13 protein-coding genes are annotated in these 19,456 nt (G+C 72.7%); 4 read left to right on the top strand and 9 right to left on the bottom strand.

Features of this window, described 5'->3' with window-relative positions; genetic code table 11:
* Positions 1-243: 243 nt before the first annotated feature.
* The 6 genes from AB0O91_RS18515 to AB0O91_RS18490 form a co-directional block, all read right to left on the bottom strand.
* On the bottom strand, positions 244-1,083 hold the full coding sequence (locus AB0O91_RS18515) for a hypothetical protein (RefSeq protein WP_363433991.1): 840 nt from the start codon (positions 1,081-1,083) through the stop codon (positions 244-246).
* 131 nt (positions 1,084-1,214) lie between these two features.
* A complete protein-coding gene (locus AB0O91_RS18510; RefSeq protein ID WP_363433988.1) occupies positions 1,215-6,161 on the bottom strand; it encodes an NAD-glutamate dehydrogenase in 4,947 nt (1,648 codons plus the stop codon).
* Positions 6,162-6,447: 286 nt separating this feature from the next.
* A complete protein-coding gene (pruA, locus tag AB0O91_RS18505; protein ID WP_363434276.1) occupies positions 6,448-8,073 on the bottom strand; it encodes an L-glutamate gamma-semialdehyde dehydrogenase in 1,626 nt (541 codons plus the stop codon).
* A 242-nt stretch (positions 8,074-8,315) separates the two neighbouring features.
* Positions 8,316-8,972 (bottom strand): HAD hydrolase-like protein, encoded by a 657-nt coding sequence (locus tag AB0O91_RS18500; protein WP_363433985.1) that lies wholly within the window; start codon positions 8,970-8,972, stop codon positions 8,316-8,318.
* A 73-nt stretch (positions 8,973-9,045) separates the two neighbouring features.
* Positions 9,046-9,555 carry a hypothetical protein gene (locus tag AB0O91_RS18495; protein ID WP_363433982.1) on the bottom strand — a complete coding sequence of 170 codons (510 nt, stop codon included), beginning with the start codon at positions 9,553-9,555 and terminating at the stop codon, positions 9,046-9,048.
* A 137-nt stretch (positions 9,556-9,692) separates the two neighbouring features.
* Positions 9,693-10,826: a patatin-like phospholipase family protein gene (locus AB0O91_RS18490; RefSeq protein ID WP_363433979.1), complete on the bottom strand. Its 1,134-nt coding sequence runs from the start codon at positions 10,824-10,826 to the stop codon at positions 9,693-9,695.
* Positions 10,827-11,087: 261 nt separating this feature from the next.
* Between AB0O91_RS18490 and AB0O91_RS18485 the strand changes: the two genes are divergently transcribed.
* Entirely contained in the window at positions 11,088-11,627 is a 540-nt protein-coding gene (locus AB0O91_RS18485; RefSeq protein WP_363433977.1) for an Rv3235 family protein, read from the top strand.
* A gap of 80 nt (positions 11,628-11,707) precedes the next feature.
* Here the strand turns inward: AB0O91_RS18485 and secA are convergent, their stop codons facing one another.
* Entirely contained in the window at positions 11,708-14,470 is a 2,763-nt protein-coding gene (gene secA / locus AB0O91_RS18480; protein ID WP_363433974.1) for a preprotein translocase subunit SecA, read from the bottom strand.
* 242 nt (positions 14,471-14,712) lie between these two features.
* Between secA and AB0O91_RS18475 the strand changes: the two genes are divergently transcribed.
* A complete protein-coding gene (locus tag AB0O91_RS18475; RefSeq protein ID WP_363433971.1) occupies positions 14,713-15,270 on the top strand; it encodes a GNAT family N-acetyltransferase in 558 nt (185 codons plus the stop codon).
* Positions 15,271-15,391: 121 nt separating this feature from the next.
* Positions 15,392-16,597: a crosslink repair DNA glycosylase YcaQ family protein gene (locus AB0O91_RS18470; protein ID WP_363433969.1), complete on the top strand. Its 1,206-nt coding sequence runs from the start codon at positions 15,392-15,394 to the stop codon at positions 16,595-16,597.
* An 18-nt stretch (positions 16,598-16,615) separates the two neighbouring features.
* Here AB0O91_RS18470 and AB0O91_RS18465 read toward each other — a convergent pair whose 3' ends face one another.
* Complete coding sequence (locus tag AB0O91_RS18465; protein WP_363433966.1) at positions 16,616-17,374, bottom strand: response regulator transcription factor; 759 nt, start codon at positions 17,372-17,374, stop codon at positions 16,616-16,618.
* 256 nt (positions 17,375-17,630) lie between these two features.
* Positions 17,631-18,326, bottom strand: coding sequence for a ribosome-associated translation inhibitor RaiA (gene raiA, locus AB0O91_RS18460; protein ID WP_363433963.1), 696 nt, complete (start codon positions 18,324-18,326; stop codon positions 17,631-17,633).
* Between the two features lie 379 nt (positions 18,327-18,705).
* On the opposite strand from raiA, the gene AB0O91_RS18455 reads away from it, so the two are divergent.
* Positions 18,706-19,440, top strand: coding sequence for a ComF family protein (locus AB0O91_RS18455; RefSeq protein ID WP_363433960.1), 735 nt, complete (start codon positions 18,706-18,708; stop codon positions 19,438-19,440).
* The last annotated feature ends 16 nt before the right edge of the window (positions 19,441-19,456 follow it).

Genomic DNA, 19,456 nt, shown 5'->3' with positions numbered 1-19,456 from the left:
GAGTAGCCACAAGGAAATGGCGGCCCCGGCCGAAGTCGGCCGGGGCCGCCTGGACCAGAACCGGGCGCTCTCCCTTGTTCTGCGCAGGAAGTCGGCGGGGTCGACTTCCTGCGCTCGGCTCGAACGGGGCTGTGGCGAAGCCGAGTTGGCCCACGCACTGCTCCCCGGCCTGCCGGGCCCGCGCGGCCCTGCGCGGGCCCGGGCAACTCGTCACGGCACAGCGCCGAGCGGACCGTCAGCCGGTCAGCCGCACGTGATGTCGCGGTCGGCCACGGCCATCCCGGTGACCTTGCCGCCGTCCACGGTGAACTCCCACTTCCAGCCCTGCTGACCCTCGACCGGCAGCTCGTACTTGCCGCTCTTGGCCAGTTGGAGGCCCTTGGCGCCGTACGCCTGCTGGAGGGCGTCCAGCGTGGAGCCGGCGCCGATGCCCTCGGCCGTCCTCGCGTCGGCCGGGGCGACCAGCTCGCGCAGGCCGGTGGCGGCGAAGGAGGCCCGGCCGGTGGCCAGGAAGGCCTTGTCCCTGGCCTCGCGGGCCGTCCACATGTCCACGATGGACTGGGTGGCGTCGGCCATCAGCTTCGCGCCGGCGGCCGAGTCCTTGGCCCCGGCGGCCGAGCCGGCGGCGGCCGCGGCGGCGTCCTTGGCGGAGGCGTTCGGCGGCAGGGTGCCGGCCGGCGCGGGCGCCTTGCCCGAGGCGGCGTCCGCCTTGGCGTTGAGGTCCTTGTAGCGGGCCTCGGTGGCCGCCTCGGCGTCCATCCGGGCCTTGTCGGGCGCCGGACCACCCCGGTAGACGAAGTCGGTGCAGCCGTCGAGCAGCGAGACCGGCGCCGCCTCCAGCGCGCCGGTGGCCAGCCCGGCCTCCTTCGCCATCCCCGGCTTGAGGCCGCGGTAGCCGACCGCCGCGAAGGCCTCCGGCGCCTTGGACGTCGGCGCCGCGGAGGCCGGAGCCGCGGAAGCCGTGGAACCGGCCTTGGCCGTGTCCTTCGTGTCGTCGTTGCCGCAGGCCGCCGCTCCGGCGACCAGCAGCACCACCGAGACGCCCACGCCCACCGCGCGGATCCGTCCCCGGTTCTTCCCCATGTGCTCTCCCCCAAAAGATCGTTCGGGAGCACCGTACCGAACGTGCGGGCACGATCGACAACCGGTTCACGGGGCCGGGAAGGCGGAAGGGCCCGCGTCCGGAGACGCGGGCCCTTCCGTGCAGCCGTCCGTCAGCGCATCGAACCGGTGCGCAGCAGGGTGCGGATGACGCGCATCGCGACCGAGAGGCTGGACAGCTCGTAGTTGTCCGAACCCCTTATGTCGTCGAGGGTGGCCTTGGCGCGGTTCAGCAGGGTGGAGTTGAGGTCCGCCCAGGCGTTGTAGCGCTCCTCGGGGGTGGCGCCCTCGGGGCCGCAGGCCAGGATGTCGGCGGTCAGTGCCGCGTGCGCCGCGAAGAGGTCCTCGCGGATCGCGGCCCGGGCCATCGACGACCAGCGGTCGGTGCGGGGCAGGTCGATGATGCGGTCGAGCAGGTGCGAGATCTGCAGGCGGTCGCCCAGGTCGTAGTACAGCTCGGCGACGTCGGCGACGTCCTTGCCGGAGCGGTCCGCGACCTCGCTGATGTCCAGGGTCGGGAAGACCGAGGACAGTCCGGCGATCCGGGTGGCCAGCTCGTCCGGCACGCCGGCCGCGGCGAGCTCGCCCTGGATGCCCTCGAACCAGGTCAGGTCCTCGCCGCGGAGCGGCTTGGGCAGCGAGCCCCAGACCTGGTGGACCCGGTCGTGGAAGAACTCGATGGTGCCGGCGATGTCGAGCGGCTGGCGGCGGTTGTTGAGCATCCACCGGGTGGCGCGCTCGACCAGGCGGCGCGAGTGCAGCCGCATCTTGGTCTGGATCCGGGCCGGGACCTTGTTGTCCAGGCCCTCGATCTCGGCCCAGATCTCCTCCAGGCCGAAGACGGCCCGCGCGGCGGTGTGCGTCCGGGCGATCTCCTCGTAGGTCGCGCCGGTCTCCTCCTTCAGGCGGAAGGCGAAGGTGCAGCCACCGCGGTTGATCGTGTCGTTGACGATCAGCGTGGTGATGATCTCGCGGCGCAGCGCGTGGCTGTCGATCGCGTCGGCGAACTTCGCCCGCAGCGCGGTCGGGAAGTACTCGTGCAGCGCGGTGCGGAAGTACGGGTCGTCCGGCAGGTCGGTGGCCAGCAGCTCCTCGGCCAGGATGATCTTGGTGTAGGCCAGCAGGACGGACATCTCCGGCTGCGACAGGCCGCGGCCGCCCTGCTGGCGCTCGCGGATCTGGCGCTCGGCGGGCAGGAACTCCAGCCCGCGGTCGAGCTGGCCGGCCGCCTCGAACCGGTTGATCATCCGGGCGTGGACGTTGACCATGCTGTGCGCCTGGGCGACGGCGTTGGCCAGCACCGCGTTCTGCGCGTAGTTGTTGCGCAGCACCAGGTGGCCGACCTCGTCGGTCATCTCGGCGAGCAGCACGTTGCGCTGCTTGACCGTCATGTCGCCGTCGGCGACGACCTGGTTGAGCAGGATCTTGATGTTGACCTCGTGGTCCGAGGTGTCCACACCGGCCGAGTTGTCGATGGCGTCGGTGTTGATCCAGCCGCCGGTGCCCTCGGGGCCGCCGGTGGCGGCGTACTCGATGCGGCCGAGCTGGGTGCAGCCGAGGTTGCCGCCCTCGCCGATGACCCGGGCCCGGACCTGCTCGCCGTTGACCCGGATGGCGTCGTTGGCCTTGTCGCCGACCGCGGCGTTGGTCTCGGTGGAGGCCTTGACGTAGGTGCCGATGCCGCCGTTCCAGAACAGGTCGACCGGCGCCTGGAGGATGGCCTTCATCAGTTCGGCCGGGGTCAGCCGGGTCTCCTGGATGCCCAGGACGGCCCGGACCTGCGCACTGACCTGGATCGACTTGGCGCTGCGCGGGAAGATCCCGCCGCCGGTCGAGATCAGCGACTTGTCGTAGTCGTCCCAGGAGCTGCGCGGCAGCTCGAACAGGCGGCGGCGCTCGGCGTACGAGACGGCCGCGTCCGGGTTCGGGTCCAGGAAGATGTGGCGGTGGTCGAAGGCCGCGACCAGCCGGATGTGCTCGCTGAGCAGCATGCCGTTGCCGAAGACGTCGCCGGACATGTCGCCGATGCCGATGGCGGTGAAGTCCTCGGACTGGGTGTCGACGCCGAGCTCGCGGAAGTTGCGCTTGACCGACTCCCAGGCGCCGCGGGCGGTGATGCCCATGCCCTTGTGGTCGTAGCCGGCCGAGCCGCCGGAGGCGAAGGCGTCGCCCAGCCAGAAGCCGTACGACTCCGCGACGCCGTTGGCGATGTCGGAGAAGGTCGCGGTGCCCTTGTCGGCGGCGACGACCAGGTAGGTGTCGTCCTCGTCGTGGCGGACCACGTCGGCCGGGTGGACGACCTCGCCGGCCACCAGGTTGTCGGTGATGTCCAGCAGCGCCGAGATGAAGGTCTTGTAGGACGAGATGCCCTCGGCCAGCCAGGCGTCCCGGTCCACCGACGGGTCCGGCAGCTGCTTGGCGACGAAGCCGCCCTTGGCGCCGACCGGGACGATGACGGTGTTCTTGACCATCTGGGCCTTGACCAGGCCGAGGATCTCGGTGCGGAAGTCCTCGCGCCGGTCGGACCAGCGCAGACCGCCGCGGGCGACCTTGCCGAAGCGCAGGTGCACGCCCTCGACCTGGGGCGAGTAGACCCAGATCTCGAACGCCGGGCGCGGGGCCGGCAGGTCCGGGATGGCCTTCGGGTCGAACTTCATCGACACGTAGGAGTGCCACGCGCCGGAGCCGTCGTGCTGGAAGAAGTTGGTCCGCAGGGTGGCCTTGATGAGGTTCAGGAACGAGCGCAGGATGCGGTCCTCGTCCAGCGAGACGACCTCGTCGAGCGCGCCGGCCAGCTCCTCCAGGATGCCCTCGGTCAGCTCCGCGGCACCCAGCTGGTGGCTCGGGCTCAGCCGGGCCTCGAAGAGGTTCACCAGCAGGCGGGTGGTGTGGGTGTTGTTGCGGAGCGCGTCCTCCATGTAGTCCTGGGAGAACGTGGAGCCCGCCTGGCGCAGGTACTTGGCGTACGCGCGCAGCACCGTCGCCTGGCGCCAGTTCAGCCCGGCGGTGAGGACCAGCTCGTTGAAGCCGTCGTTCTCGGCCTTGCCCGTCCAGGTCGCGGCGAAGGTCTCCTGGAAGCGCTCGCGGGCCTCCTCGGTGAGCTCGGTGGCCTCGCGCAGCTTCAGACCGAAGTCGTACACCCACGCGGTGGTGCCGTCGGAGCGGCGCAGCGCGTACGGGTGCTCGTCCAGCACCTCGACGCCCAGGCGCTGGAGCACCGGCAGGACCTCGGTGAGCGAGATCGGGCCGCCGACCCGGTAGATCTTGAAGCGGCGCTCGTCGTCGCCCGCGCCGACCGGCTGGTACAGGTTCAGGCGGAAGTCGCCCTCGCCGTGCAGCGACTCGATCTGCTTGATGTCGGCGACGGCGGTGCGCGGCGGGAAGTCGGCGCGGTAGCCGTCCGGGAAGGCGTTGGCGTACTTGTGGCCGAGCTCGGCGGCCTTCTCCTCGCCCAGTTCGGTGTGCAGCTGGTCGTGGAAGCCGTCCATCCAGAACCGGGCGGCCTCGGCCAGCCGGTTCTCGATCCGCTCGATGTCGGAGTCGGTGAGCCGGGGCAGCTCGGTGCCCGGGGCGACCCGGACCACGAAGTGCAGGCGGGTCAGCACCGACTCGGTGGCGTACACCGTGTAGTCGATGGTGGCGCCGTTCAGCTCCTCCTTGAGGATGTCGGTGAGCAGCAGCCGGATGCGCGTGGTGTAGCGGTCGCGCGGCAGGTAGATGAAGGCCGAGAAGTAGCGCCCGTACTCGTCCTGGCGCAGGAAGAGGCGCAGCTTACGGCGCTCCTGCAGGTAGAGCACGCTGGTGGCGATGGAGAGCAGTTCGCCGGCCGAGGTCTGGAAGATCTCGTCGCGCGGGAAGGTCTCCATGATCTGCAGCAGGTCGCGGCCGTCGTGGCTCTCGCTGGAGAAGCCGGAGTCCTCCAGCACCTCCTGGACCTTGCGGCGCACGACCGGGATCCGGGTGACGGACTCGGTGTAGGCGGCGGAGGAGAACAGGCCGAGGAAGCGGCGCTCGCCGGTGGGCTCGCCGGCCGCGTTGAACTTCTTGACGCCGACGTAGTCCAGGTAGGCCGGGCGGTGCACGGTGGAGCGGCTGTTGGCCTTGGTCAGGACGAGCAGCTTCTTCTCGTGGGCCTTGGCGCGGACCGGCGCGGAGAGCCGGCCGAAGGCCTCGGAGACCGAGTGGTGGCGGTCGTCGTGGCTGTGCGGGTCGGAGCGCAGGATGCCGAGTCCGGTCCCGGCGACGGCCTTGAGGACCTCCTCGCCCTCGTGCTCGACCAGGTCGTACTCGCGGTAGCCGAGGAAGGTGAAGTGGTCGTCGGCGAGCCAGCGCATCAGCTCCCAGGCCTCGCCGACCTCCTGCTCGGCCAGGCCGGCCGGGGGCTCCTCGGCCAGCTCGTCGGCCAGGCGCAGCGCGCTGTCGCGCATCTTGCCCCAGTCCTCGACGACCTCGCGGACGTCGCCGAGCACCCGGCGCAGGTTGGTCTCGATGCTGCGCAGGTCGTCGCGGTCGGTCTCGCGGTCGATCTCGATGTGCATCCACGACTCGACGGTCGCGTCGGCGGGCCACTCGGTGCCGGCGGCCTGGCTGCGGGAGCAGGCGTCGACGTCCAGGATCTCCAGCAGCTTGCCGGTGATGTCACGGCGGACGACCAGCTGGGGGTGGACGACGAGGTGGATCGCGCGGTCCTGGCGGGAGAGCTCGTTGGTGACCGAGTCGACCAGGAAGGGCATGTCGTCGGTGACGACCTCGACCACGGTGTGGCCGCAGGACCAGCCGTTCTCCTCGACCGAGGGGGTCTGGACCCGCACCTCGGCGGTGCCCTGGGGGCGCTTGAGGCCCAGGCGGTAGTGGGAGGCGGCCGCGCCGTACACGTCGACCGGGTCGAGGTCGACCAGGTCCTCGGGCGCGGTGTGGAGGTAGTAGTGGTGCAGGTACGCGGTCAGAGCGCCGTTGCTCAGACCCTCCCCCGGCGCCGCTCCCCCCACCTGGCTGTTCTCAGCGGCTGCGGCTGCCTTCTTGAGCAGTTCGGCCTTGGCTGCGTCCAGCTTGGTCTGCATGACTTCTTGGCTCCTGTCGCGCGCCGTTGCGTGACTCGGTGGTGTGTGGGTGTACACCGACGGGTCGCTCGCAATCCTGCCGCACCGTCCGACTGAAAGGGGCTCATGGCACGCATGAAACGCCCTCCCAGCGGGTAGGACGACTCGTTCGTCCTGCAAGCCACCCGACGACGCCAGCCAGCCTAACCGGATCAATCGAAGGTGCACAGGGACAGGGAGGCGCAAACCCGCAGGATGTCGGGTCCGTCCTGGACAGCATGTCCAAACCGGAGCGTGGTGTTCGCTTTCAGCCCATATGCGGGTAACCGTGGTGGGTCGGCGGGACGAAGGTCTCCTTGATCGCCCGGGCCGAGGTCCAGCGCAGCAGGTTCTGCGCGGCGCCCGCCTTGTCGTTGGTCCCGGAGGCCCGGGAGCCGCCGAACGGCTGCTGGCCGACCACCGCGCCGGTGGGCTTGTCGTTGATGTAGAAGTTCCCCGCGGTGAACCGCAGCTCCTCCACGGCCTGGGCGATCGCGTAGCGGTCCTGGGCGATCACCGCACCGGTCAGGCCGTACGGGGCGCCCCCGTCGACCCGGCCGAGCACGTCGTCCCAGCGGGAGTCCTCGTAGACGTGGATCGCCAGGATCGGCCCGAAGTACTCGGTGCGGAAGATCTCGCCCCGGTGGTCGGAGGAGACCAGCACGGTCGGCCGGACGAACCAGCCGATCGCGTCGTCGTACTGCCCGCCGGCCACCAGCTCGACGGTCGGGTCGGCCTTGGCCCGCTCGATGGCGATGCGGTTCTTCTCGAAGGCGCGCTTGTCGATCAGGGCGCCCATGAAGTTCGACAGGTCGGTGACGTCCCCCACCGTCAGGGCGTCCACCTCGGCCAGGAAGTCGTCCTTGATCCGCAGCCAGAGGCTGCGCGGCAGGTAGGCGCGGGAGAGCGCCGAGCACTTCTGGCCCTGGTACTCGAAGGCGCCGCGGATCATCGCGGTCCGCAGGATCTCCGGGTCGGCCGAGCGGTGGGCCAGCAGGAAGTCCTTGCCGCCGGTCTCCCCGACGATCCGCGGGTACGTGCGGTAGCCGCCGATGTTGGCGCCGATCGTCTGCCAGAGCGACTGGAAGGTGGCGGTGGAGCCGGTGAAGTGCAGCCCGGCGAACGCCGGGTCGGCCAGCGCCACCGGGGAGACCTGGAGGCCGTCGCCGGTGACCAGGTTGATCACCCCGGGCGGCAGGCCGGCCGCCTCCAGCAGCCGCATCAGGTGGTACGCGGCCAGGGTCTGGGTCGGCGCGGGCTTCCAGACCACGGTGTTGCCCATCAGCGCGGGGGCGGTGGGCAGGTTCCCCGCGATCGCGGTGAAGTTGAACGGGGTGACCGCGTAGACGAAACCTTCCAGCGGGCGGTGGTCGACCCGGTTCCACACCCCCGGCGAGGAGATCGGCTGCTCCGCCAGGAGCTGCCGGGCGAACCCGACGTTGAACCGCCAGAAGTCGATCAGCTCGCAGGCGGAGTCGATCTCGGCCTGCTGCGCGGTCTTGGACTGGCCGAGCATCGTCGCCGCGTTGAGCGTCTCCCGCCACGGCCCGGCCAGCAGGTCGGCGGCGCGCAGGAAGACCGCCGCCCGGTCGTCGAAGGAGAGCGAGCGCCACTGCCGCCCGGCCGCCAGCGCCGCGTCCACGGCCGCCCGGGCGTCCTCCCGGGTCGCGTTGCCGAGCACCCCCAGCTTGGCCGCGTGGTGGTGCGGCTGGACGACCTCGATCCGCTCGCCGCCGCCGAACCGCTGCTCGCCGCCGATGGTCATCGGCAGCGGGATCTGCTCGGCCGCCAGTTCGTCCAGCCGCCGGACCAGCCGGTCCCGCTCCGGGCTGCCCGGCGCGTACGACCGCACCGGTTCGTTGACCGGGGTCGGCACCTCGGTGACTGCGTCGATGGGCATGGCGGCTCCGTCCTGCTGGCTGGGGGCTGGCGGCTGGGGGTCGGCGGGGGGGCTCGTTCCCGGGCTCCCGCCCGGAGCCCCGAACCGGGCGTCGGGCCGGGGCCCCGGAGCGGGCTCAGGACCGGGGTTCGGGCCGGGGTTCGACTCCAGCCTGACCAGCACCGGACCGATCCGCCCGTCCAGACACGCCAACGGCGGACGTGGCGCCCGCCACGTCCGCCGCCGGGCCGGAGGGCTCAGCCGGTCAGCCGGCCCGCCAGCTCGACCGCCTCGGCCAGGCTGTCCACCACCGGGACGCCGACCGGCTCCAGCTTCTCCCGGGTGTGCGAACCGCCGGTGTACAACACCGCGTGGGCGCCCGCGTGCAGCGCCGCCAGGGCGTCGTCCGCGGCGTCGCCGATCAGCACCGTGCGGGCCGGGTCGACCCGCTCGCCGAGCTCGGCCAGGTGCCGGGTCAGCTGCTCCGCCTTCTGGCCGCCGGACGGGCCGCTGCGGCCGTCCACCCGCAGGAAGCTGCCGGTCAGCCCGAAGGAGTCGACCAGCGGCACCAGCCGGTCGTGCAGGTACATCGACAGCAGCGACTGGCTGTGCCCGGCCGCCTGCCAGCCGGCCAGCAGCTCGGGCACGCCCGCGGTCAGGCCGCAGGCCGGGCTGAGCTCGCGGTAGCGGTCCTGGAAGGCGTCGTCCAGCGCCAGCCACTCCGCCTGCGAGGGCATCCGGCCGAGCAGCCGCTCGTAGAAGCGGGGGATCGGGATCTCGTACTGCTCGCGGTACTGCTGGAGGGTCATCGGCTCGACGCCGATGGTCGCGAACGCGGCGTTGCTGGCTCCCAGGACGGCGTCCATGTCGTGGAAGAGCGTCCCGTTCCAGTCCCAAACGATGTGAGTGCGCACGGGATCACACGGTAGCCCGAACGGCCGACACGCCGGTAGGACGATCCTCACGCCGCCGGCCGGCCGGCGGCGCTCAGGCGAGCAGGCCGGGGATCTCCTGGGTCGCGTACCAGAGCAGGTCGTGGTCCTCCGCGCCGTCCACCGTGAACTGGGCGTCCTGGTCGCCCGCGTCGGCGGCGGCCACCGCGGCGACCGCGGCCGCGACGTCCTCGACCACCTCGTCGTCGGCCACGTCGGCGTGCACCGCGGCAGCCTTCGCCAGTTTCACCGGGCCGGAGAGCACCACCCGGCCCAGCGAGGCCTGGTCCTGGTACTCGTCACCGGGGAAGGGCCGGACGGCCGTGTCGGCCACGTCCAGCGCCACCACGACGCGTCGGCGCGGGGCGTCCGGGTCGGCCGCCAGCAGCCGCAGCGAGGACTGCGCGGCCCGGTTCAGGGCCGCGTACTCCAGCTCCTCCAGGTCGTCGCTGACGTACCACTCGCGCAGCGCGGGCGTCACGGCGTAGGCCGCGGACTGCTCCAGGGAGCCGTCCTCGCGCGCCGCCGCCAGGCCGGTCAGGGTGGTGGGCACGTACACGCGCATCGGTGGCACTCTCCGGTTCGATCAGCGGGCCGTCGTCCGACAGCACAGCGTCCAGCGGGCCGTCGGTCCGACAGCACAGCGTCCAGCGGCACAGCATCCAGCGTCCCCAAGAATAAGCTCCGCCGGACCGCCCGTGATCACCCCGGGCCCGGGCCGCGCCCGGCTCCCAGCGCCTCCCGGCCGGACCGCAGGCCGCTCTCCAGCGCCGCGCCGCGGCGGGCCGGGTCCATCGGGTTCGGGCCCATCAGCGCCAGGTCGGCCGGGGTCGGCGCGAGCAGCCGCACCCGGACCCCGTCGGCCCGCAGCAGTGCGGCCTCGCGCAGCAGCTGCCGGGTCACCGCCCGGCGGTAGCGGCCGACCAGCTGGGCCAGCACGCCGTGCGGGCGCTCCCGGGCCCGCCACTCGCGCAGCCCGGCCAGACCGCCGCGGCCGGAGCGCTCGGGCCGCGGGCCCAGCCGCACGGCCATCGGGGCGAGCACGTACACCTCGTCCAGGCCCCGGCCGAGCAGCAGGTCGGCGTTGGTCGCCGACCAGCAGCCGCCGTCCACGTACGCCGAGCCGTCCAGCCGCACCGGGGCGAACCAGCCGGGGATGGCGCAGGAGGCCATCACGGCCCCGGCCACCGGGACGGCCGGCGCGTCCGGGTCGCCGAAGACCACCCGGTGACCGCTGCGGTAGTCCACCGCGGCCACCCGCAGCGACGCGGCGGCCGCGCTCGGCGGCACCGCGCCGGGGACCGCCCGGGCCGCCGGGCCCGGGTCCGGGTCCGGCCAGGCGCCCGGGCCGAGCAGCCCGCGCACCAGGTCACCGATCGGGGCGAGCGAGCCCCGGCCGTGCGGCGCCACCGCCGAGACCATGGTCAGCAGCGGGTACTCGCGCGGGTGCCGGACGGCGTCCCGCAGCAGGTCGGGCGAGCCGATCCCGGCCCGCGGCCGGGGCGGCAGCGCGCCGCCCAGCACCGTGTCGTAGTCGAACGCCACCCCGGCCAGCGGGCCCTCGGTGACCGGCAGCCCGCGCTGGTGGTCGCGCAGCTGCTCGGGGCCCACGCCGCCGACCAGCAGCGCGGCCAGGATCGCGCCCGCGGAGGTGCCGAGCAGGACGTCCGCCCCGCCCGGCCGCTGCCCGGTGGCCTCCTCGACGGCGCACAGCGCGCCGACCGTCCAGGCAGCGCCGAGCATCCCGCCGCCGCCCAGCACCAGGCCGCGCCGGAGTGCGCCCCCGGCGGTCGGGCCCGGTGCCGCCGCCCGTGTGGTCGTCCCGACTGTGCTCATCCCGGCCGCCCGTCATCGTCCGGTTCGGGGTCAGGCTCCGATGGTGCGCGCGGACGCCCGGACGGCGCAACGCGAGCCCGGGGCGGGCCCACCCCGTCCGCCGTACCGGGGCGTCCCCTTTCCGGGCCGTACGGACCGTCCCCGCACGTCAACCGGGCGCACGCGGAACGGGCTCCGGGCCCGCAGCCGCACTGGTCCACTCACCCGGATAGGTGAACTTCCGGCCGGGCTCCGGGCCGCCCGGAAAGGCGTTGCCCCTCGATGATCACCACCACCAGCCTGGACCCGTCCGTACCCGCACCACCCCTGCCGGGAGGCACCGTGACCGTCCGCCGCACCACCCAGCCCACCGCCCGTCCGCACCGCCGGGTGCACGCCTCCGGGAGCTGCGCCCCGGCCGGGCGCCGACCGCGCCACCCGCGCGCCGCCTGCGCCGCCGGGCCCGCCGGCGCCGCCACCGCCGGGCCCGTCCCGCACGACGCCCGGGCGCTCGCCGCCCGGTTCGCCCACCAGTTGGTCGAGGTGCTCACCGGCGCCCGCCCCGCGGGCCAGCTGATGCGGCACACCAGCCTGGACGGCTACGGGCAGCTCGCCGCCCTGGTCCGGGCCGGTGCGCTGCGCCGCGGCGGCCCCGCCGACCGCCCCCGGCTCGGCCCGGTGCACGACCGCTCGCCCTCGCCCGACGCGGTCGAGGCCTGCGTCCGGGTCGACCTCGGCCGCCGGCACCACATGGTGGCCTTCCGGCTGGAGCAGCGCGGCCCGGCCGGCCAGTGGCGGTGCACCGCCGTGGAGGCCCGATGAGGACCACGGCGCACGGGACGGCGCAGGGCGCCGCCCCGGTAGTACGGGAGCGGCGCCCTGTGCGGCGTCCTGCGGCCGGCTCAGCCCTTGCGGCGGCGGCCCTTCGCGGACTTGGCGGCCTTGCGGCGCTCGGCCCGGGTCAGCCCGTCGCCGTCCTCGTCCGGCACGGCGTCCTCGAAGTCGCCCTCGACCACACCGCCGCCGACCTCCTCCGAGGGGGCCGTGTAGTGCAGCCGCTGCGGCTTCGGGGCCTCCAGGCCCTTGGCCTTGATCTCCGGACGGGCGGCGTCCTTCTCCAGCTTGTCGAGCAGCACCTCGGCGTCCTCGACCGGAACCTCCTCGACCTGCTGCTCGACCTGGACCTCCAGGTTGAACAGGTAGGCGACGGACTCCTCCTTGATGCCCTCCATCATCGCGGTGAACATGTCGAAGCCCTCGCGCTGGTACTCGACCAGCGGGTCGCGCTGCGCCATGGCGCGCAGGCCGATGCCCTCCTGGAGGTAGTCCATCTCGTAGAGGTGCTCGCGCCAGCGGCGGTCCAGCACCGACAGCACCACCCGGCGCTCCAGCTCGCGCAGGATCTCCTCGCCGAGCTGGTCCTCGCGGGCGCCGTACTGTGCCTGGACGTCCTCCTGGACGACCTTGATCAGGAACTCGGGGGTCAGGCCGGCCGGGCCGCCGACCTCCTCCTCCAGGTCCGCCAGGTCCAGGGTGATCGGGTAGAGCTGCTTGAACGCCGTCCAGAGCTTGTCGAGGTCCCAGTCGTCCTCGAAGCCCTCGCCGGTGGCCGCCTTGACGTAGGCCTCGACGGTGTCGTCCATGAAGTGGGTGACCTGCTCCTGGAGGTCCTCGCCCTCCAGGACCCGGCGGCGCTCGCCGTAGATGACCTCGCGCTGGCGGTTGAGCACCTCGTCGTACTTCAGGACGTTCTTGCGGATCTCGAAGTTCTGCTGCTCGACCTGGGTCTGCGCGGAGGCGATCGCGCGGGTGACCATCTTGGACTCGATCGGCACGTCCTCGGGCACGTTCGCCATCGAGAGCACGCGCTCGACCATGCCGGCCTTGAACAGGCGCATCAGGTCGTCGCCCAGCGACAGGTAGAAGCGGGACTCGCCCGGGTCGCCCTGGCGGCCGGAGCGGCCGCGCAGCTGGTTGTCGATCCGGCGGGACTCGTGCCGCTCGGTGCCGAGGACGTAGAGGCCGCCGGCCTCCTTGACCTCGTCCTGCTCCGCCTTGACGGAGGCCTTGGCCTTCTCCAGCGCGGCCGGGAACTCGGCCTCGTACTCCTCCGGGTTGTCGCCCGCGGAGAGCCCGCGCTGGGCCAGCTCGGCCGCCGCCAGGTGGTCCGGGTTGCCGCCGAGCATGATGTCGGTGCCACGGCCGGCCATGTTGGTGGCGACGGTGACGGCGCCCTTGCGGCCGGCCTGCGCGACGATCTGCGCCTCGCGCTCGTGGTGCTTGGCGTTCAGCACCTCGTGCGGGATGCCGCGCTTGCGCAGCTCCTGCGACAGGTACTCGGACTTCTCGACCGACACGGTGCCGACCAGCACCGGCTGGCCCTTCTCGTGCTTCTCGGCGATGTCCTCGACCACGGCGGCGAACTTGGCCGGCTCCGACTTGTAGATCAGGTCGGGCTGGTCGATGCGCAGCGGCGTCTTGTTGGTCGGGATCGGCACCACGCCGAGCTTGTAGATCTGGTGGAACTCGGCGGCCTCGGTGGTGCCGGTACCGGTCATGCCGGAAAGCTTGTCGTACAGACGGAAGAAGTTCTGCAGGGTGATGGTGGCCAGCGTCTGGTTCTCGTTCTGGACCTCCACCCCCTCCTTCGCCTCGATCGCCTGGTGCATGCCCTCGTTGTAGCGGCGCCCGGCCAGGATGCGGCCGGTGTGCTCGTCGACGATCATGACTTCGCCGTTCATGACGACGTAGTCCTTGTCCTTCTTGTACAGCTCCTTCGCCTTGATGGCGTTGTTCAGGAAGCCGACGAGCGGGGTGTTCACCGACTCGTAGAGGTTGTCGATGCCGAGGTAGTCCTCGACCCGGGTGACACCCTCCTCCAGGACGCCGACGGTGCGCTTCTTCTCGTCGACCTCGTAGTCGCGGTCGATCTTCAGACGCAGCACCAGCTTGGCGAAGTCGGCGTACCACTTGGTCGCCTGGTCCGCCGGGCCGGAGATGATCAGCGGGGTGCGGGCCTCGTCGATGAGGATCGAGTCGACCTCGTCGACCACCGCGAAGTTGTGGCCGCGCTGGACGAGTTCCTCCTGCGACCAGGCCATGTTGTCGCGCAGGTAGTCGAAGCCGAACTCGTTGTTCGTGCCGTACGTGATGTCCATCGCGTACTGGCGCTTGCGCTCGACGGGCGTCATGTTGGCCAGGATCACGCCGACTTCGAGGCCGAGGAAGCGGTGCACCCGGCCCATCCACTCCGAGTCGCGCTCGGCGAGGTAGTCGTTGACCGTGATCAGGTGGACGCCCTTGCCGGTCAGCGCGTTCAGGTACGTGGGCAGGGTGCCGACGAGGGTCTTGCCCTCACCGGTGCGCATCTCGGCGACGTAACCGTGGTGCAGGGCCGCCCCGCCCATGATCTGGACGTCGTAGTGCCGCTGGCCGAGCACGCGCTTGGCGGCCTCGCGGACGGTGGCGAACGCCTCGGGGAGGATGTCGTCCAGCGTCTCGCCGTCCGCGAGCCGCTGCTTGTACTCGTCGGTCAGCGCGCGCAGCTCGGCGTCGGTGAGGTTGACGAAGTCCTCTTCGATGGAGTTGACCTGGGCAGCAATCCGCTGCAGCTTGCGAAGGATCTTGCCTTCGCCGGCGCGCAGGATCTTGTCGAAGACGGACACTTGAGCGGGCTCCTTGCCTGTATTGGCACTGGACGACTGCACGGGGGGTCCACCCCACCGCACGGGCCATCGTATGCGAGGAGTCCAATGCGCCGGGAGGTGCGTCAGCACGGTATTCCCGTGTCACCCGCACGTGCACATGGCCCGATAGCACCGCCCACCGGGACAAAACGGTCGACCGGCCCTGGAGTTGGCCCGGAATTCCGATGCCCGCCCTCCTCCCGCGAGGAAATAATCCGCCCGTGGAAGAACCCCGGAACGAACTCGTCACCCTCACCACCGGGCGGCTGGTGCTGCGCGCACCGCAGGAATCGGACATCGACCCGGTCCTCGCCGCCTGCCAGGACGCGGAGATCCAGCGCTGGACGGTCGTCCCCGCCCCCTACCGCCGCGAGGACGCCGAGTTCTTCGTCCGCACCCTGGCCCCCGAGGGGCTGGCCGGGGGCGCCCGGTTCATCTGGTGCGTGGTCGAACGGGAGACCGGGCTCCTGGTCGGCACCCAGGCGGTCATCCGCAGGCTGGGGGACCCGGGCGCCGGCGAGGTCGGCTGGTGGACGGCGCCGGAGCGGCGCGGCCGCGGCTACACCGTCGAGGCCGCCCGCGCGGTCGCCCGCTGGGCGCTCACCGACCTCGGCCTGCGCCGCCTCCAGTGGCTCGCCTACGTCGGCAACGAGGGCTCGCGGGCCGTCGCCGAGCGGGTCGGCTTCCGCCACGAGGGCACCCTGCGGTCGTACGCCGACCAGCGCGGCGTCTTCCGCGACGCCTGGGTCGGCTCGCTGCTCCCCGCCGACCTGGCCTGAGCCCGGACGCCGGGCCCGGACCCCGGCCCCGGACGCCGGCTCGGCGCGGCCCGTCCGCACGGGCCCGACCGGGCCCCGGCCCGGAGCCCCGCTGTCGGTGCCCCCGGCTACGCTCGCCGGCATGACCTCCGCCGCCGGCCACACCCCCGTCACCGTCCTGGGCGCCGACGACGCCCGCCGGATCGCGCTGCGCGCCCAGGGCCTGCTGGGCGCGCCCGACCGCCGGGCCGGGGTGCGCGGGGTGCTGCGACACCTGGGCGCCGTCCAGCTGGACACCATCTCGGTGCTGGCCCGCTCGCACGAGCTGGTGCCGTACGCCCGGCTCGGCGCGGTCGGCCGTCCGGCGGTCGAGGCGGCCTACTGGGGTTCCGGCACCGGCTTCGAGTACTGGTCGCACGCCGCCTGCGTCCTGCCGGTCGAGGAGTGGCCGCTGTTCGCCTTCCGGCGCCGCGCCTACCGCGACCGCGGCCGGGTCTGGAGCCACCGGGTCGAGCCCGGGACGTACCGGGCGGTGCTCGACAAGCTGCGCGCCGAGGGGCCGTTGACCTCCACCGAACTGGGCGGCGCCAAGCGGACGGCCGAGTGGTGGGACTGGTCCGACACCAAGATCGCGGTGGAGCGGGCACTGGCCTTCGGCGACGTGGTCTGCACCGAGCGCCGGAGCTGGAAGCGGGTCTACGCGCTGGCCGAACAGGCCGTCCCCGACGCCCTGTTCGGCCAGGACCGGTCCGACGAGGAGTGCCTGCGCACCCTGGTGGCCCAGGCCGGCGCCGCGCTGGGCGTGGCCACCCGGGCCGACCTGCTGGACTACCACCGGCTGCGCGCCGAGCAGTTGGACCCGGTGCTCGCGGACAGCGGGCTGGTCCCGGTCGAGGTCGCGGGCTGGGGCCCGGACGGTGCCCGGGCCGCCGCCTGGGCCGATCCGGCCGCCCTGGCCGCCGCCCCGCGCGGACGCCACCGGACCACGCTGCTCTCACCGTTCGACTCGCTGATCTGGGACCGCGCCCGCACCGAGCGGATCTTCGGCATGTCGCACCGGCTGGAGGCCTACACGCCCAAGCACAAGCGGGTGCACGGCTACTTCGCGATGCCGCTGCTGGCCGGCGGCCGGCTGGTCGGCCGGGTCGACCCGGCCCGGGAGGGCCGCACCCTGGTCGCCCGGCAGGTCTCGCTGACCGACGGCCGGGACGGCTCCGCCCGGCACCTGGAGGCGCTCGCCGCCGCCCTGCGCGAGGCGGCCGGGTGGGTCGGCTGCGACGCGGTGCGGGTCGAGGCGCTGCACGACGAACGGCTGCGCCCGACCCTGGAGAAGCTCCTCGGGGAATAGCGGCGGCGGGCCGCCGGGTCACCCTATTTCGAGGATCTTCTCCCGCATCGCGTACACCACCGCCTCCATCCTGGAATGCAGTTGGAGTTTCTCCAGGATGTTGCGGACGTGGTTCTTCACGGTGTTCTCGCTGATGAACAGCTCCTTGGCGATCTCCCGGTTGTTCATCCCGGTCGCCACCAGCTTCAGCACCTCCAGCTCCCGGTCGGTGAGCCGGGGCGCCGGCACCAGGTCCCGGTCGTCGGAGCGCCGCTGGATCATCGACTTGAACTCGGTGAGCAGCTTGGAGGCCATCGACGGGCTGATCTGCGACTGCCCGTCGGCGACCGCGCGGATCGCGGTGGCGACCTCGTCGGTGGAGATCTCCTTGAGCAGGTAGCCGGTGGCCCCCGCCTTGATCGCCTCGTAGAGGTCGGCTTCCTCGTCGCTTATCGTCAGCATGATGATCTTGGTGCTGGGCGCCACGTCCTTGATCGCCGTGCAGGCCTCGATCCCGCTGCGGCGCGGCATCCGGACGTCCATCAGGATGATGTCGGGCAGCAGGTCGGCGGCCTTGAGCACGGCCTCGGCGCCGTCCCCGGCCTCACCCACGACCTTGATGTCCGGCTCCTCCGCCAGCACGATCTCCAGCCCGCGGCGGAACAACGCGTGGTCGTCCACCACCAGGACACGGATCGGCTCACCCCGGCGCGGCGCGTACGCGGGCTCCTCCTCCGGCCCCGGCGGCAGCCCGGTGACCGGCCCCGCTGCGGGCCCCAGCCCGAAGTGATCCCCCATCCGCTCCTCCCCCTTCGCGGGTCGACGTGCGCCCAATCATTCCACGCCCAGCCACCGCCGCAGTCACCCTCCGGCGCCGATTCCCCCGCATCGGGTGACCCCTCCGCGCAACGGGCCCGCGCACCGTTCGAACCCGTCCCACCGGCGGTGCCCGGTACGGGCGGAACGCCCCGAAACGCCGGTGACCCCGGCGGCCGCTGCCACCGGGGTCACCCCTCCGTCCATCACTGCCGGAACGGTCGGTCCTCGTCGACGGTCAGTCCTCGTCGACGGACCGGCCGATCGCGCCGCCGGCGCCGCTGGCCACGCCGGCCGCCATGTCCGGCTGCACGTGGATGACGCCGTAGTGGTAGCCGTGCCGGCGGTAGACGACGCTCGGCAGGCCGCTGTCCTTCTCCACGAAGAGGTAGAAGTCGTGGCCGACCAGCTCCATCTCGTAGAGCGCCTGGTCCAGCGCCATGGGGGCGGCCGAGTGCGTCTTCTCCCGGACCACCAGCGGGCCTTCGCCCTCCACTTCCAGGGATCCCATCATGGTCTTGCGGACGGCCCCGTTCGTCCCGCCCTCCGGCGGCGTCGCGGCCGGCAGCGCGGCCAGTGCCGCGGTCGCCTCGGCAACGCTGATCGGAGTGCGGCCGTTGGCACCGCCCTTGTGCACCCGACGCCGGTCCGCGGACTTGCGCAGTTGGGCGTCGAGCTTCGCCGAGGCCAGGTCGAGCGCCGCGTACGGGTCAGCGGCGGCGGCTTCGGCCCGGATGACCGGGCCCCGGGTACGGAGAGTGATCTCCACGCGGTCGGACCGGTCGGCCTGCCGCGGGTTGTGCTCCTTGGACACCTCGACGTCGAGGCTGATCACCTTGCCGTCGAACTTCTGGACCTTCTCCAGCTTCTCGGCCACGTGCTCGCGGAACCTCTTGGGCACCTCGGTCTTGCGGCCCTTGACGACGATGTCCACGCAGAACTCCGATCCCTCGTGCTGACGCCGATCCGGGTGCTACCGGACCGGACTGAGCTCCAGCTGGACCAGCCCATCCACTGCCGGCCCCCGCCCCCGCCGCCAGCGGCGGGAACGACTGGCCCTCAACCACTTCCTCCCCATCAGGGACGGTTGAAACCCCTTGGAGCCTTATCGAACACCTCACACGGGGTTTTCGCCTCCCCAGGCGAGAAGGTGGGTATGACCCGATACTGCGGGCGGTGCCGGTGGCGTGCGGTCAAGCTGTTGCACCCTGTCTACCCTCCGGCGGGTGAAGTAAGGGTAAATACCTGGACAACGCCCCCCATACGGCGGATCCTTTGCTGACTCTCCGTGCCTGCCGCCGCCAGGAGCAGCCGTGCCTCCCTCCCCTTCCCGTCCGCCTACCCCCTCCCGCGCGCCGTCCGCACCCACACCGTTCGGCCACGCACTGGCCGGGCTGCTGGACGTCCTGCTCCCCGCGAACTGCGCGGGCTGCGGCACCGGGGGCGGTCAGCTCTGCCCGGCCTGCCGACACGTCCTGGCCACCTCCTGCCCCGGCCCCACGCCGCTGCCCTGGGCGCACGCGGCCGCGCCCTACGCCGACCCGGTGCGGCAGTTGCTGCTCGCGCACAAGGAGCGCGGCGCACTGCGCCTGGCCGGACCGCTGGGCGAGGCGCTCGGGCGGGCGGTGCGCTCCGCCCTGGGAGCCCGGGCCGGGGCCGCACCGCTGCTGCTGGTGCCGATGCCCTCGGCCCGCGCGGCGGTGCGCGCCCGGGGCCACGACCCGACGCTGCGGCTGGCCGGGGCCGCCGCCCGGTCGCTGCGCCGGGCCGGACTGGACGTCCGGGCCGCGCCGTTGCTGCGGCACGCCCGCCCGGTCGCCGACCAGGCCGGGCTGAGCGCCGCCGAGCGGCGGCGCAACCTGCACGGCGCGCTCACCGTGCTGCCGCGCGCCCGCCGGGGCCTGGCCGGCCGTCAACCGGTGCTGGTGGACGACCTGGTGACCACCGGGGCGAGCCTGGCCGAGGCGGCCCGGGCACTGGCCGACGCCGGGCTGCCGGCCCGGGCCGGCGCCGCCGTCGCGGCCACCTCGGTGCGGCCGGCCGGCTGACGCTCCCCCGCCGGGG

The organism is Kitasatospora sp. NPDC089797, from assembly GCF_040684795.1.
GTDB lineage: Bacteria > Actinomycetota > Actinomycetes > Streptomycetales > Streptomycetaceae > Kitasatospora.
This window is presented reverse-complemented; position numbering and strand designations above follow the sequence as displayed.

What these genes read in the sequence shown, in the direction of transcription:
- AB0O91_RS18515 (WP_363433991.1), bottom strand. Translation starts at nt 1,083, where the DNA reads ATGGGGAAGAACCGGGGACGGATCCGCGCGGTGGGCGTGGGCGTCTCG.
- AB0O91_RS18510 (WP_363433988.1), bottom strand. Translation starts at nt 6,161, where the DNA reads ATGCAGACCAAGCTGGACGCAGCCAAGGCCGAACTGCTCAAGAAGGCA.
- AB0O91_RS18495 (WP_363433982.1), bottom strand. Translation starts at nt 9,555, where the DNA reads ATGCGCGTGTACGTGCCCACCACCCTGACCGGCCTGGCGGCGGCGCGC.
- AB0O91_RS18490 (WP_363433979.1), bottom strand. Translation starts at nt 10,826, where the DNA reads ATGAGCACAGTCGGGACGACCACACGGGCGGCGGCACCGGGCCCGACC.
- AB0O91_RS18485 (WP_363433977.1), top strand. Translation starts at nt 11,088, where the DNA reads ATGATCACCACCACCAGCCTGGACCCGTCCGTACCCGCACCACCCCTG.
- AB0O91_RS18470 (WP_363433969.1), top strand. Translation starts at nt 15,392, where the DNA reads ATGACCTCCGCCGCCGGCCACACCCCCGTCACCGTCCTGGGCGCCGAC.
- AB0O91_RS18465 (WP_363433966.1), bottom strand. Translation starts at nt 17,374, where the DNA reads ATGGGGGATCACTTCGGGCTGGGGCCCGCAGCGGGGCCGGTCACCGGG.